The 13,552-nt window shown below is 72.9% G+C and carries 18 protein-coding genes; 7 read left to right on the top strand and 11 right to left on the bottom strand.

The genetic code is table 11. The features are described 5' to 3' along the window. Positions 1-17: 17 nt before the first annotated feature. Positions 18-767, top strand: coding sequence for a TetR/AcrR family transcriptional regulator C-terminal domain-containing protein (locus ACPU2J_RS33465; protein WP_420078287.1), 750 nt, complete (start codon positions 18-20; stop codon positions 765-767). A 206-nt stretch (positions 768-973) separates the two neighbouring features. On the opposite strand, the gene ACPU2J_RS33460 is transcribed toward ACPU2J_RS33465, so the two are convergent. Then, positions 974-1,330, bottom strand: a complete 357-nt coding sequence (locus tag ACPU2J_RS33460) for a heavy metal-binding domain-containing protein (protein ID WP_423834742.1) — start codon at positions 1,328-1,330, stop codon at positions 974-976. A gap of 51 nt (positions 1,331-1,381) precedes the next feature. Between ACPU2J_RS33460 and ACPU2J_RS33455 the strand changes: the two genes are divergently transcribed. The 3 genes from ACPU2J_RS33455 (at position 1,382) to ACPU2J_RS33445 (ending at position 3,691) form a co-directional block, all read left to right on the top strand. Next, a complete protein-coding gene (locus ACPU2J_RS33455) occupies positions 1,382-1,837 on the top strand; it encodes a GNAT family N-acetyltransferase (protein WP_423834741.1) in 456 nt (151 codons plus the stop codon). Between the two features lie 246 nt (positions 1,838-2,083). Beyond that, positions 2,084-2,917, top strand: a complete 834-nt coding sequence (locus tag ACPU2J_RS33450; protein ID WP_365076032.1) for an NAD(P)-dependent oxidoreductase — start codon at positions 2,084-2,086, stop codon at positions 2,915-2,917. A 117-nt stretch (positions 2,918-3,034) separates the two neighbouring features. Further along, positions 3,035-3,691, top strand: a complete 657-nt coding sequence (locus ACPU2J_RS33445; protein WP_361603430.1) for a dihydrofolate reductase family protein — start codon at positions 3,035-3,037, stop codon at positions 3,689-3,691. A gap of 161 nt (positions 3,692-3,852) precedes the next feature. On the opposite strand, the gene ACPU2J_RS33440 is transcribed toward ACPU2J_RS33445, so the two are convergent. Together ACPU2J_RS33440 and ACPU2J_RS33435 are read right to left on the bottom strand one after the other, a co-directional pair. Continuing rightward, entirely contained in the window at positions 3,853-5,082 is a 1,230-nt protein-coding gene (locus tag ACPU2J_RS33440) for a GNAT family N-acetyltransferase (protein ID WP_420078291.1), read from the bottom strand. A 64-nt stretch (positions 5,083-5,146) separates the two neighbouring features. After that, positions 5,147-5,698 carry a GrpB family protein gene (locus ACPU2J_RS33435; protein ID WP_423834740.1) on the bottom strand — a complete coding sequence of 184 codons (552 nt, stop codon included), beginning with the start codon at positions 5,696-5,698 and terminating at the stop codon, positions 5,147-5,149. A gap of 474 nt (positions 5,699-6,172) precedes the next feature. Between ACPU2J_RS33435 and ACPU2J_RS33430 the strand changes: the two genes are divergently transcribed. Beyond that, positions 6,173-6,397 (top strand): three-helix bundle dimerization domain-containing protein, encoded by a 225-nt coding sequence (locus ACPU2J_RS33430; protein ID WP_420078293.1) that lies wholly within the window; start codon positions 6,173-6,175, stop codon positions 6,395-6,397. Positions 6,398-6,500: 103 nt separating this feature from the next. Next, positions 6,501-6,977, top strand: coding sequence for a hypothetical protein (locus tag ACPU2J_RS33425; protein WP_423834739.1), 477 nt, complete (start codon positions 6,501-6,503; stop codon positions 6,975-6,977). 23 nt (positions 6,978-7,000) lie between these two features. Here the strand turns inward: ACPU2J_RS33425 and ACPU2J_RS33420 are convergent, their stop codons facing one another. From ACPU2J_RS33420 to ACPU2J_RS33385, 8 genes are all read right to left on the bottom strand, one after another. Next, positions 7,001-7,942 carry an endonuclease/exonuclease/phosphatase family protein gene (locus ACPU2J_RS33420; RefSeq protein ID WP_423834738.1) on the bottom strand — a complete coding sequence of 314 codons (942 nt, stop codon included), beginning with the start codon at positions 7,940-7,942 and terminating at the stop codon, positions 7,001-7,003. Positions 7,943-8,072: 130 nt separating this feature from the next. Further along, positions 8,073-8,339 carry a metal-sensitive transcriptional regulator gene (locus ACPU2J_RS33415; protein WP_365075569.1) on the bottom strand — a complete coding sequence of 89 codons (267 nt, stop codon included), beginning with the start codon at positions 8,337-8,339 and terminating at the stop codon, positions 8,073-8,075. Between the two features lie 63 nt (positions 8,340-8,402). Beyond that, on the bottom strand, positions 8,403-8,996 hold the full coding sequence (locus tag ACPU2J_RS33410; protein WP_423834737.1) for a rhodanese-like domain-containing protein: 594 nt from the start codon (positions 8,994-8,996) through the stop codon (positions 8,403-8,405). Positions 8,997-9,075: 79 nt separating this feature from the next. Next, positions 9,076-9,822 carry a sulfite exporter TauE/SafE family protein gene (locus ACPU2J_RS33405; protein ID WP_423834736.1) on the bottom strand — a complete coding sequence of 249 codons (747 nt, stop codon included), beginning with the start codon at positions 9,820-9,822 and terminating at the stop codon, positions 9,076-9,078. Continuing rightward, on the bottom strand, positions 9,819-10,232 hold the full coding sequence (locus tag ACPU2J_RS33400) for a rhodanese-like domain-containing protein (RefSeq protein WP_420078298.1): 414 nt from the start codon (positions 10,230-10,232) through the stop codon (positions 9,819-9,821). The genes ACPU2J_RS33405 and ACPU2J_RS33400 overlap by 4 nt, the downstream gene beginning before the upstream one ends. Before the next feature lie 54 nt (positions 10,233-10,286). Then, positions 10,287-11,654, bottom strand: coding sequence for a rhodanese-like domain-containing protein (locus tag ACPU2J_RS33395; RefSeq protein WP_423834735.1), 1,368 nt, complete (start codon positions 11,652-11,654; stop codon positions 10,287-10,289). Positions 11,655-11,803: 149 nt separating this feature from the next. After that, positions 11,804-12,046: a hypothetical protein gene (locus ACPU2J_RS33390; protein ID WP_423834734.1), complete on the bottom strand. Its 243-nt coding sequence runs from the start codon at positions 12,044-12,046 to the stop codon at positions 11,804-11,806. 229 nt (positions 12,047-12,275) lie between these two features. Next, positions 12,276-12,617: a DUF5713 family protein gene (locus tag ACPU2J_RS33385; protein WP_420078301.1), complete on the bottom strand. Its 342-nt coding sequence runs from the start codon at positions 12,615-12,617 to the stop codon at positions 12,276-12,278. 271 nt (positions 12,618-12,888) lie between these two features. Here ACPU2J_RS33385 and ACPU2J_RS33380 point away from each other — a divergent pair, with 271 nt between their 5' ends. After that, positions 12,889-13,434 carry a hypothetical protein gene (locus ACPU2J_RS33380; RefSeq protein ID WP_423834733.1) on the top strand — a complete coding sequence of 182 codons (546 nt, stop codon included), beginning with the start codon at positions 12,889-12,891 and terminating at the stop codon, positions 13,432-13,434. Positions 13,435-13,552 lie beyond the last annotated feature (118 nt).

Genomic DNA, 13,552 nt, shown 5'->3' with positions numbered 1-13,552 from the left:
GCAGAAGGAGCGAGCCGATGGTCCACGAGACGAATCCCCAGCCGATCCCCTCGGTGTGGACCCGCCGGGAGCGCCAGAGCGAACAGCCCGCACTCTCCCGGGCCACGATCGTCCGGGAGGCCGTCGTGATGCTGGACGCCGACGGCATCGAGGCCCTGAGCATGCGCAAGCTGGCCGCCCGGCTGAATGCCGGGGCGACCTCGCTGTACCGGCACGTCGCCACCAAGGACGAGCTGATGGAACTGGCCGTGGACGAGGTCGTCGCGGAGGTCGATGTGCCGGCCGCCTCCTCGGCGGACTGGCGGACGGCGGCCGCCGGGGCAGCGTCCTCGTTCCGCGCGACGGCTCTGCGGCACCCCTGGCTGTCCTCGGTTTTGGGCCAGGCCGGTCTGGCCTACCTCGGGCCGAACCTGATGTCCTACTCCAGCCGGCTGGCCGCGCTGTTCATCGATGCGGGCTTCGAAGAACCCGACCGCGCGATCGACACCCTGTTCGCGTACGTGGTGGGGATGAGCACGACCGAGACGGCGTGGTTGACCACGGTGGCCCGGTCCGGCGAGACGGAGGCCGCCTTCATCGCCCGCCTCATGCCCGCCGCGCAGGAGGCCGCCCAGGCCCACGACGTCCTGGCCGAGGCCTACGCGACAGCCACGGCCGAGGTCCGGGATCCGGCGACCGTGCGCGACGCCAAGTTCGCCTACGGCCTCGAGACCGTGCTCGACGGCCTGGCCCTACGCCTCCCGGCCCACCCGCCGACCCCGAGGTGAGCCGCCCCGAGGCCGCGACCAGGTGACGCGCCGTCGGCGACGGGCATCGACCTCGCGTGCCCCCACGTGCACTTCCGCCCGGCGGCACGAAGGCCACGCCCTCTGCCGCTCGCGGCGCACCGAAGACCCCCACTCCCCCGAGGTCGGCGCAACGTTGCGGCAGGATCCGGGCATCAGCATTCGGCCGGAGCTGTGGTGACCTTCCGTCAGTCCGACCGGGCCCACTGGACGGCGGTTCCGTAGGCCACGAACCGCGGGGTGAGTGCCGACGTGCCCATCCCGAGGCCTTGGGGGTCGGCGCATATCGCCACACCGAGCACGCCGTCGGCCCCGAGCTCACGCGCGTGCTCCTGCATGCTCACCACCGCCTGCATCGGTGTCGCCCGGAGCTCTCCGACGGCCATGCCGAGGGCGGTGTGCGGGAAGGGCGGCGCGTCGAGCGTGATGCTGTAGAGGCCGCCGCTCGCGTCGTGCGCGGCGTCCTCCATGTCGTTGAGGATCCTGCGCTTGCGCTCGAATTCCTTCTTCAGCTTGCGGTCCGTGGCGGCATTCTCTCCGGTCACGGCGGCGCGCGACGGACCGGACCCCGGCTTCGCACGCAACCGAGTAGGCCGGTGGCGGCGGAAATTCCGTGGCCCGAGCCGGTCGCTTCGGTGGAGGCCGCCCGCCGCTGGGTCGAGGAGCGCGCGACGCAGTGGGAGGCGGGAACGGCCTTCGCCTTCGCGGTGGTCGACGGCGACGACCGGGTGCTCGGCAACGTGTCGGTCGGCCCGGTGGACCGGCGGCACTCCGTCGGCTGGGTGTCGTACTGGACGACGGGAGCGGCAAGAGGTCGCGGCGTCGCCTCCCGGGCCTGCGCCGCCCTGGCCGACTGGGCGTTCCGGGAGGCCGGGCTGTTCCGGCTCGAGCTGGGACACCGGGTGAACAACCCCGGCTCCTGCCGGGTCGCCCACGCCGCGGGCTTCGCGGTGGAGGGCCTGCAGCGCGCGAAGCTCGCGTACGACGGCGTCAGGTACGACGTCGAACTCCACGCCCGCCTGGCGACGGACCCCGAACCGCCGCGCACCTGAAGCCGTCGGGCAGTCCTGCCACCTGACGGCTCCCCCGCACGCGACCCGTACACGCCACCCTCGTACGGAAATTGGATAGAGCGCTCGTTCTAGAGTGTGCTACTTTCCTCTCACGCGCTAAATAGAGCGCTCGTTCTAGCACTGGGGGATCCCACCATGAGCAGCAACCACACCACCGGTACCGCCACCACCACCGCCCACGCCACCGACGCGCGGACGGGTCTCACCGTCATCGGCCTCGGCCCCATGGGACAGGCCATGGCGGCCGCCCTCCTGGAGCGCGGGTACGACGTCACGCTCTGGAACCGCACCGCGTCCCGCGCCGACGCGCTCGTGGCACGCGGCGCCCGGCTCGCGCCGAGCGTCGAGGAGGCCCTCGCCGCCAACGAGCTCGTCGTCCTGAGCCTCACGGACTACGCGGCGATGTACGACCTGCTCGGCCCCGCCGAGGCCGCCCTCGCCGGCCGGGTCCTGGTCAACCTCAGCTCGGACACCCCCGAAGAGGCCCGCAAGGCCGCGCGCTGGGCGGCCGAGCGGGGTGCGGTTCAGCTCACCGGCGGCGTCACCGTCCCGCCCTCCGGCATCGGCCGTCCCGAGTCGGCCACCTTCTACAGCGGTCCGCGCGAGGTCTTCGACCGCCACCGGCAGGCGCTCGAAGCGATCACCGGCACCACCGACTACCGCGGCGAGGACCCCGGACTGGCCGCGCTCTTCTACCAGATCGGCATGACGATGTTCTGGACGTCCATGCTGAGCTACTGGCAGGCGACCGCCCTGGCCCGCGCCAACGGCCTGACCGCCTCCGACATCCTCGAGCACGCCGTCGACACGGCGAACTCCCTGCCGGGCTTCTTCACCTTCTACGCCGACCGCATCGACGCCGGCAAGCACGACGGCGACGTCGACCGCCTCGCCATGGGCACGGCCAGTGTCGAACACGTCCTGCACACCCACGCCGACGCGGGCGTCGACACCGTCCTGCCGGCCGCCGTCGCCGCCCTGTTCCGCCGCGGCATGGACGCCGGCGGCGCCGCGGAGAGCTTCTCGGGCCTCGTGGAGCTCATGGGCAAGACCGGCTGACGGACACCCGCGGCCCGGAACACCACGGAAGGTGTCACGTTTCGGGCCGCCCGCCTGTCTACGGGTCGAACCACCACGACAGCGGCCGACCCGCCGCTCGACCACGGAAAGAGACACATGGAACTCAGTGTTCACACCTTCGTCAGCCTTGACGGCGTCATGCAGGGCCCGGGAGGACTCGAGGAGGACCGGGCGGGCGGCTTCGACCGCGGCGGCTGGCTCGTCCCGCACAGCACCGAGGGGCAGCTCGACCCGGTCGGGACGTGGTTCGGCCGGGCCGACGCCATCCTCCTGGGGCGGACCACCTTCGAGATGATGCGCACGTACTGGTCGCAGGTGACCGAGCCCGACAACGTCGTGGCCACGGCCCTCAACACCTGGCAGAAGTACGTCGTCAGCAACACCCTCTCCGACACCGACGCGGCGTGGGGCAAGACCGCGGTGCTCCGCGGCGACGACATCGTCGAGCAGGTGCGCCGGCTCAAGGAGCAGCCGGGCGGCGAGCTCCAGGTGCACGGGAGCTGGCAGCTCGTCCGCACCCTGCACGACGCCGGACTGGTGGACGTGTACCGGCTGATCCAGTTCCCGGTCGTCGTCGGAGCCGGCAAGCGGCTGTTCGCCGACGGTGCCGTCCCGTCCACGTTCCGCATCACCGAGTCGCACGTGGCGGAGGGCGGCTCCGGTGCGGTGGCGCTCACCCTCCGGCGCACCGCGACGGGCACCACCGGAGCGGGCGAGTTCGTCGTCCGCGACGGCCGGGAGGGCACCGCGTAACCCACCGGACGACCCGGCACCGCCGGGGCCCGGTCACAGCCGGACGGAAGCCCCCACCCGTCCGACGGCGGAGGGGGAGGCCCTGGGCAGGACCTCCCCCTCCACATCGTTCCCCCGTGACTCCCGGCCCCGGATCGGATCGGATCGGCCGGCCCGGATCGTCAGTACGGCAGGTAGAAGCTGAGCACGTCCGCGGTGAGCGGCGGGAACAGCGTGTGGAACAGCTCCTCGTCCGCGGCGTAGACGTCGGGGCGGAACCGGGTCAGGCCCTCCATGCCGTGCGGGCCGAACAGCAGGGCGGCCAGCTGGTCGGGCGCCACCCCGGCGCCTCCCACGGAGCCCGGAGACTGCACCGCGCCACCGGTGACGACCTCACCGAGCCCGTCGGCGAGAACCGGAATCCGATGGTGCGCGCCGAAGGTCGAGATGACGAGGTCACGGCCGGTACGGTCGATGCCCGCGGCGGTGAGGCGCTGCAGGAACACCGGACGCAGCCGGTCCAGCAGCACGGGGACGTCGGGGATGCGGAGGTAGTACTGCTCCGCGTTCCCGCGCGGTTCGTGCTCGACGAACTCCTGCCAGGCGTTGCCCGTCACGGTGCCCGCCCGGTGGACGACCTGGAGGTCCTCCCCGCCCGCCAGGGCGCCGACGCCCCGCAGGAGGTCCCGTGCCGCCGCCTCGTCGCGCGCCGCCGCCTCGGCCAGCAGCATCTCCTCACCGGGAGGCGTGGTGCGCGCGGTCGCGGTGATCGTGCCGCCGTCCTCGAGGACATGGAGGTTGCTGGACTCGTGCTCCAGCAGCCACCGCCAGCACGCCGCCGAATGCGGCATCGTCACGTCGAACCCGCTCTGGGCCGAGGCCTGCAGCGCGGCCATGGCGGGGATGTCCGAGGGCCGCGCGGCCCGGAGCGTCGCCGTTCCGGTGCCGACCGGCAGGGCCTTCACGTTCAGCGCCTGCGGTATGTCGATGGCGTACTCGTAGCCGAACAGCCGGTAGAAGTACGGGATTCCGATCATCGCCTGGATGACGTGACCCCGGGCGGCGGACTCCTCGTGGGCCCAGTTCATGAGCGCCCGTACGAGCCCGCGGCCCTCGTACTCGCGGGCGGTGGCGACGAGTTCCACCTGTCCGGCGGGCAGCCGGACTCCCCCGATGGACACCTCCTCGTCGAGGAGCGTCGCGGTGGACACCACGCGGTCGCCGTCGACGACCACGGCGCAGGAGGACCATCCGGCGTCGGGGTCGGAGACGACGAGCCGGTGGTCGATGGAGTCGTCCGAGTCACCACGCTCGGACAGGAGCGTGCCGATCCGGTCGAGATCGGCCGGCGTCGCCCGGCGCAGGACGAGGCCGTCGGGCAGGGCAACGGTCGTGGAAGAAGATCTGGTCATGATCACGAACAGACAGTCGCATCAGCGGTCCGTCCCGTCCAACAGGTTTTCCGCAGGTCGCGGCTCACCCCTCGGGGTCGTTCAACCGCCTGATCCGGAGGAGTTCCTCCTCGGTGAACTCACCGGTCGCGGCGGCCAGGACCTTCTGCAGGACCGCGGTCTTGCCCGCCAGGTACGCCGCGACGTCCCTCCGCGGATCGGCGGCGAGCGCCAGCTTGACGGCGCCGTACTCCTCACGGAGATCGGGCCGCCGTCGCAGCACGTCCCGGACGGCGAGGTGGTTGCGGACGTTCAGGGTGCCCCGGGTGCACACGTACACGTGCCGGGCCGGGTCCTCGTCCGGCGCGCGGAACGCCTCGCGGCCGGCGACGCCCAGGTCCCCGCGGTGGACGTAGCCGACGGCCGCCAGCGCCGCCACGGCCCCCGGGACGTCCCGGCCCGACACGATCACGTCCACGTCGAGGACGGGCTTGGCCGCGAGCCCGGGCACGGCGGTGGACCCGACGTGCTCCACCACCGCGCCGGGCACCCCGTGCAGGGCGGCGCGCAGGGTGCCCGCGAGCCGCTCGAAGCGGGCGGGCCAGTCAGCGGAGTAGGGCACCACGGTGATCGCCATCGCCCGATTCTCCCCGAACGGACGAAACTCCCTCAGGCCCCGCCCAGAACCTCCGACGGGTCGGCCGCTCCCCGGTGTTGCCGGTGTTTGCCGGCGCCCGGTGGCTCCTACACGGCCCTGCCGCCAGGAACGGCTTTCTCGACCAACGGTCTTCATGGTGCCTGCCGGTGAGCGCCGTGCGTTCGGTACGCCGACTGAGGCACGGGCTTCGCCAGGCGCCGCCGGCACGACGGTCGGATGCCTCGGCCGGTCGGCCGACGGCTCGCGGGGGCTGCGCGACCGCGCCCGCCGCGGACGTGCCACCAGGGCGCACGCCACCCGCATGGCGCAAGGGAACGGCCCCGTCGGGACGGCCACCGGTACGCCTCGGCACCCGCGAGCGGCAGGGTCAGGGGCCGAAGATCGACTTCCCCGTTGAATTCCGCTCCGTGAGACTGGAGGGGACGGCGATCCTGAGGGAACTGCGGGGAACGCATGACGGCGGAATCGGAGGACGTCCAGGCCATCCGCCAGGTGGCCGCACGGTTGATGGAGGCGTACCCGCGGCTGGACGCCGCGGTCGTGCAGAGCACGGTGCTCACGGCGTACGAGGAGCTTAGGTACGCGCGCGTACGGACCTACCTGCCGGTCCTGATGGAACGCCGGGCCAAGGACCTGCTTCCCCCCGACGCGGACGGCGGCACACCGCCCGCCCCCTGACACGCCCCTGCCCGGCGCGGGGTGAGCGAGGGGCCGGCTGATGCGCCGTGCACGGCGTCCGCACGCTCTTCCCCGACCGGCGACCCGGCCCTAACGTCGTGTCATGAACCGTGTCCGGATCGACCGTTCGGACCTCGCCGCCGCCCTGGGGCTCCTGGTCAACACGTTCGCGATCTTCTACCGGGGCGTCCGGAACGTGACCCGGTTACGGTTCTCCCCCGCGGCCTCCCCCACCGCCATGACCGTCGTACGCGGCCCCCGTACGGACCCGCCGATACCGCTCATCGGCCTCCGGCAGATCTGGATCGACCACTCCGTCACGGAGTCCGCCACGGCCGGGCGCAAGCCCGTCTCCGTGAAGATCAACCTCAAGGTGCTCCTGTGGAACGGCCGCACCGTCCGGCCCGTTCCCCTCCTCCCGCCGACGACCGACACCGCCGCCCTGCACCGACAGCTGCAGCAGACGCTCGCCCCGACCGACGTCCAGGTGGACCTGGTCGTCGAGCGCCGCGTCGAGTCGCGCGGGTCGGGCGTGGGGTACGGGGGCTCGACCGGCGGTGTGGGCGGAGGCGGGGGCTGACGCACCCGTCGCCCGGCCGCGCGTCAGCGGGCCGGCCACCGGCCTCGGTCCAGGTCGGCGTACAGCAGGTGGTGGTCCGAATACGGGCTGGGGCGGACGTGGAAGGTGCGGCCGGTGACCTCGCGCAGGAACACGTAGTCGAACTTGCGGCTCCAGTCCGTGGTCACCGCACAGCCGCCCGCGCCGCCCCGGCCGTTCCGGCCGTCGCCGTCGTCCTGCTCCGCGGCGGAACCGGCGGGCGCGGGGCGGCAGTCGGGATCCGTGTCCGCGGCCAGGGCCCACATCGGGGCGAGCTCGGGCGCGTCCGGCACGGCGTTGAAGTCGCCGAGGACGATCGCACGGTCGTGGCGGGCGACTTCGGCGGCGAGCACCCGCACCTGGGCCGCCCGCACCTCGGCCTGCCGGCGCTCGGCGAGGTGGGTGTTGAAGACGCGGACGGGCCGGCCGCCCACCAGCGTGGTCACGGCCAGGTAGCCGCGGTCCTCGCTCCCGCCGTCGGGGTATTCGGCGCTCACGCGGTCCGTCATCGGCGCGGCCGAGAGGATCGCCTGGCCGTAGCCGCCCGGCCGCCACGGCAGGCCCCCGCAGCGGTTCCAGTTCCGCAGGACGGACCCGTACTCCACCCGGTAGACCAGCCCGTACACCTCTTCCAGGTAGGCGCGGATCCGCTCGACGTCCCGTACGCACGCCTCCTGCAGCGCGACGACCTGGGGCGCGTACGTGGCGATCTCCGTCGCCCGCCCGAAGTTGTTGCCGCTGCCGCACGGGTTGCAGATGTTCCACGTGCCGACCCGGTCCGGGACGATGGCCTCGGCGGCGCCCGCCGGCAGCAGTTCGGGACGGGGAGCGGCGTCGCCCGGCGCCGCGGGGCCGAGGAGCAGCAGCATGCCGACCGCAGCCAGTACGCCCACGGCTCGTCGCACACCTCTGCCCAGCACGATCGCCTCCCCGGAGTGGACGCCCATCATCACACGGTGCCCACTGCCCGGGATCGGGGCACCTCGGGGCCGGCCTCTCCCGCCCCGCCGGCCCCTCCGGCCCGTCACGGCTCGATGGGCAGGAAGATCCCGTACGCGTCAGGGGCGGCGCAGAACCTCAGGCGAGGGCCAGGAACAGCTTCTCGAGCTCTTCCTCCGTCATGGGGGCCTGGTTCTCGTCGGCGTTGGCCATGCACTGGCGCATACCGCTGGCCACGATCTTGAAGCCGGCCCGGTCGAGGGCCTTGGAGACGGCGGCGAGCTGGGTGACGACGTCCTTGCAGTCGCGTCCGGCCTCGATCATCGCGATGACACCGGCGAGCTGTCCTTGGGCGCGTCGCAGGCGGTTGAGGACTGCGTTCACTGCGTCGTCGTCGACCTTCACCGGTGCCTCCTGGCCTCTCGTTCTCCCCCTATGGTACCCCAGGGGGTATCTGCTGCGGCCGGGTCAGCCCGCGCGGAGGGCGGCGAGGGTCGTTTCGAGGGCGCCGCGGCGCGGCCTGTTGTGCGGAAGCCTCGCGAGGAGGGCCGCCATTCCGCAGGTGTCGGTGAGGGCGGAGAAGACCAGGCCGCCGGCGACGCCCGCGGAAGCCAGGCGGAAGGCGGGGCGTAGGCGGCCGAGGGTCAGGCCGGTCAGGACGACGGCGCCCGCGGTGAAGCGGACCTGGCGTTCCATGCCCCAGGTGCGGCCCGCGGCGAAGTCCTCCGGGTGGTGGAGGGGGTGGCCGCCGTCCGTCCAGGCCGTGGTGCCTCCGGTGAGGGTGGCGGCGGTGACGCCGTGCTCGGCGAGGGTTCCGCAGGCCTTCGCGGAACGGTTGCCGGAGGCGCAGACGACGAGGACGTCGCCGCGCTCGGCGGCCCCGCGGAGGTCGGGCAGGGCGCGGGTGAGGCGGTCGAGGGGGAGGTTGAGGGCGCCGGGAAGGTGTCCGCCCGCGTATTCGGCGGGGGTGCGTACGTCGAGGACGATCAGTTCGTGCAGGCGTGCGTGGGCCTGGTGGACATCGAGGGCGCGGGGGCTGCGGGGGCTGCGGGGGTTCGACATGGTGCTGTGCTTCTTCCTTGTGGGGAGGGGATCGCGGAGCGGTGCCGGCGGTCCGGAGTGGTCCCGGTCGTGGTCACGGTCAGTGCAGGGCGTCGGTGAGCATGAAGGCGGCGACGGCCAGCAGGACGACGGCGAAGGTCCGCTGGAGGCTGCGGCCGGAGACCTTGGCGGCCAGGCGTCTGCCGTCCCGGGCCGCCAGGATCGCCGCGCCGGTGAAGGGCGCGATGACGGCCCAGTGCAGCGGCGCGTGCGTGCCGGCTCGGGCGGCCAGCGCCGCGAGGGAGTTCACGGTGATGACGAGGAGGCTGGTGCCGACGGCGGGACGCATCCGCAGCCCCAGGGCGGTGACGAGGGCGGGCACGGCGAGGAAGCCGCCGCCCACGCCGAGGAAGCCGGTGACCGCGCCGAGCCCGGCGCCCGCTCCCGCCGCCCGCGCGGGCCGGACGGCTTCGGACTCCCGGTCCTGGGACGGGGTCCTGAACAGGGCGAGCGCGGCCAGGGCCGCGACGGAGGCGAACGCCGCGGTGAGCACCGGGGCGGGCACCCGGCTGGACAGGGTGGCGGCTGCCGCGGCCGGTGCGATGCCGGCGACGGCGAACAGGGCTCCGCTCTTCCAGCGCACGTCACCCGAGGTGGCGTGGGTGTGGAGCGCGGTGGCGGAGGTGACGGTGACGATGATCAGGGACGCGGTGGCGGCGGCGGCCGGGGTGAAGCCGAGGAGGTAGATCAGGGCGGGAACGGTCAGGACGCTGCCGCCGCCACCGAGCGCTCCGAGGGCCAGTCCGACGACGGCCCCGGCGACGAGAGCGAGGACGAGCGTGCTCACGCCGTACGACCGGGGCTTCCGCCGTCCACGAGGACCGGCAGTCCGGCCGCCGCCCAGGCGTTCATGCCGCCCTCCACGTCGACGGCTTCGGCTCCACGGCCGGTCAGGAGCCTGACGGCCTTCCGGGAGCGGTGCCCTGATCGGCATATCACCACCAGCGGCCGGTCCTGCGCGGCCACCGGCAGGGCGGCGCCGTCGAGCAGGCGGGAGAGCGGGGCGTGGACGGCGCCGGGGGCGTGTCCGGCGTTCCACTCGGCCTGTTCGCGTACGTCGAGGAGCACGGCGTCGCCCCGGGCGCCATCGGCAGGGGCATGGGCATCGGTGCGGGCGGCTCCGGCGGTGCGCTGGTGAGCCTGGGCGGGGGTGACGCGGACAGTGACGCGGGCGGGGCCGCGACGGAAGAGGAACATCCGGCTTCCTTCCGGTACGAGGTCGGGTGGGGGTCGGGGTGCGGGCGACGGGGCTCAGCGGCTGCCGGTGAGGGGCAGGCCGGCTGCGGTCGCGGCGTCGAAGGAGTCGTCCACGGCGACGACGTCACGTCCGGCCGCGTCCAGGACGGAGGCCGCGATGCCCGCGCGCATCCCGCCCGCGCAGTGCACCCACACCGTCCCGGGCGGCACGTCGGCCAGGCGCCGGTGCAGCTCGTGGACGGGGACGTGCACGGATCCGGTGATGTGACCCCCGGCCCGCTCGGAATCGCGGCGCACGTCCAGGACCACCGTGCCGGGTCCGGTCGGCTGCGCGGCGAGGTCGGCGAAGGTCGCGCGACGGAAGGAACGGGGGGCCTGGCCGTCGGCAAGCCAGTCGCGGGGTGAGCCGGTGGCCGCGGCGGCGGGCCGGTCGATGCCGACGCGCACCAGTTCACGCTGGGCGGCGGCGAGCTGGGCGGGCGATTCGGCGAGCAGGGTGACGGGCTTGCCCGAGGGGATCATCCAGGCCAGGTAGGTGGCGATCTTCCCGTCGGCCTCGAAGTTGAAGGAACCGGCGACGTGCCCTTCGGCGAACGCGATCCGGTTGCGCAGGTCGACGACCCATTCCCCGGCGGCCAGCCGATCGGCGATGTCGGCGGCGTCGGTCAGGGGCGGTGCGCCGAGGTCCACCGGGGCGGGACCGGCGGCGTTGACCGGGCCCATGCGTGCGTAGTAGGCGGGCACGTCCTCCAGACCGGCCAGCAGACCGGCGACGAAGGAGTCGACGTCCCTGAGCAGGGCGTCGTTGACGGCCTTCTCCTTGCCGATGGTGGTGGCGTCGCCCTCCGCCTGGGAGGAGGAACAGAAGCTGCCGAACCCGTGCGTGGGCAGCACCGGCGTCTCGTCGGGGAGCAGGGCGGCCAGGCGGCGGGCGGAGGCGTGCTGGGCGCGCGCCAGCTCCTCGGTCAGCCTCGGCTCGACCAGGTCGGGGCGCCCCACCGAGCCGATCAGCAGCGACCCGCCGGTGAAGACGGCAGCGGCCCGGCCGCCCTCCTCCAGCAGGACGTAGGAGGTGTGGTGGGGGGTGTGCCCCGGAGTGGCCAGCGCCCGCAGCGCGACGCCTTCGTCGATGTCCACCGTGTCGCCGTCGGCCACCGGGATGCGGGCGAACGAGACCCGGGCACCGGCCGGTACGAGGTAGGCGGCGCCGGTCAGCCGGGCCAGGTCCAGGCCGCCGGTGACGTAGTCGTTGTGGACGTGGGTCTCCACCACGTGGGAGATCCGCACCCCGCGCAGCGCCGCCGCCGCGAGGACCCGGTCGATGTCACGGGGCGGATCGACCGCCACCGCGGTCGTGGCGCCACCGGCCAGGTAGCTGCGGTTTCCGAGGCCTTCGGTCTCGATGGTGTCGATGAAGAACACGCTGTCGCTCCTTTCCACTGCTCCTGAATTTACCCCCGGGGGTATATCTCGAGCGTAGCACGGGTACCCCCGGGGGTATTTTTGAGGACGCCCACCCGGTACGCGAGCACGCCGCAGCGCGGGCGGCCGCAGCGGGAACGGGTGAGAGCTCAGGGCAGGGCAATGGCCCCGCCCGTATGGGCCGGGGCCATCACCACGAAGGCGAAGACCGCGGGGGCGGCCGAGGGCGGATCACACCTCACGCCCCGCAGCGTGCGGGGCAGCGACGCGGCAGGCGCTGCCGGGAGCGGGGCAGGACCAGTCCTGGTGATGGTCGGCGGGCCCTGCTGGTTGCCGTCCACGACCGTGCGGGTCGGCATCGACGTGCACAGCCGTCCGGTCGTCGCCGACACGCCCGCGGGCCGTGCGGCGTCGCGCGGGCGGGTGCCCGGGCGCAGGACCTGGGATCCGGATCAGGTGGCGACCCAACCCCCGGGACGCCCAGGGAGGCTGCGGTGCGGCTGCCGGACATTCCGGCGCTGCAGGCGGCGACGCCCGGGCGGCGGCTTCCGAGGGTGGCGCGGCGACGTCGGCCCTGACGGAACGAGTGGCTCCGACCAGCAGGGGCTCCCCCGTCCTTGTTCACCAGTCCCGGCCCGCGGTCAGCCCCTCGGCATCCGCGTCCGTGAATCCATAAGCCGACGCGACGAAGCAGAACTCGTCACAGATCCACTCCCGCGCGACCGTCTCGATCCCACTCCCGGCCGCAACGAATTCTCTGTCCAGCAGATTGAACTCCTCCGTCGCAGCTTGGGTGAGTGCGTACAAGCTCTGCACGTCCGCGGGCCGTTCGGCCTCGATGCGCTCGCACAGCCGCAGCAGGATCGCCTTCCCCCGGTCGACCACGCGATCAGGGAAGTACGCGTCGTCGTACATCTGCCGCAGGAACTCGTGACGCGCTACCTGCTGGTCGGTGATCGGCATGGCGCTTCCCCACTCCCACAGAGCTGACCCGCCGATCCTGCATCGCACCACTGACAACGACACCCCTCGCCAGACCGGCGGCCGGCGGCCGGCGGCTCACGAACGCGCCGCTGCCGAACCCGCGAGGATCGTGCGGCATCCCTGATGCAACGTCACAGATTGGTCGAACCCGCCTTGTTCGGGCCGCAAGTGGGTACTGTCGTGCTCTGCGCGCTTTCATCCCAGGCCGGGGCGTTTCCGACGCCCCGGCGACGTGAAACGAGGACCGATCGTGTCCGACGCCTTTACCCTCACCGCCATCGGGGCAGCTGCATTGGGGCCGACCTTCGACTTCCTCTACGGTCATCTCAACCGGCTGCTCGACCGTCGGCACCGCTCCGACGACGATTCGTCCGTCGACCCCGTCGAGATCGCCGTCCCGGACTCCGTGTCCGGTGACCCCCGGCCGCTCGAAGCCGATCCGGAACGGATCGAACGGTTCGCCGGCGACCTGGAAAGGCTTGCGGGCGCGCTCGGACCGTACGAGCGCCACCCGGATCGCCTGAGCGTCGACGACAACCGCCTGGAGGTCGAACTCAACACGTTGAGGACGGTCCTGGAGGGGGTGTACGGCCGTCGGATCACCTTCGTCGGCGAGCAGCGGGAACCTTCGGGGGTCAATGCCGACCTGGACCTGGAGGACGTCTCCGGGAAGGTCGTGGGCGTAGAGATCAAGGGGGTCAAGGGACCTCTCCAAGGCCCGATCACGGCCAGGATGAAGGTGCGCGGCGCCAGTGAGACGTCGGACAGCACCGCCGTGAGGTACGAAGGCGGCTGAGTGCACGGTCCGGCCGCACGCCGCACCGCGTCGCGCCGGAAACGAAGCAACGTCAAGACGTGGGCAGTCGGGGACGCGAACGGGGAGACGGTGGGGCAGGGCAGCAGGCCGAGCGTGC

Origin of the sequence: Streptomyces manipurensis (assembly GCF_049570255.1) — a bacterium.
GTDB classification, from domain to species: Bacteria; Actinomycetota; Actinomycetes; order Streptomycetales; family Streptomycetaceae; genus Streptomyces; species Streptomyces manipurensis.
The sequence above is the reverse complement of the archived record's forward strand: the minus strand, read 5'-3'. Positions and strand labels throughout refer to the sequence as shown.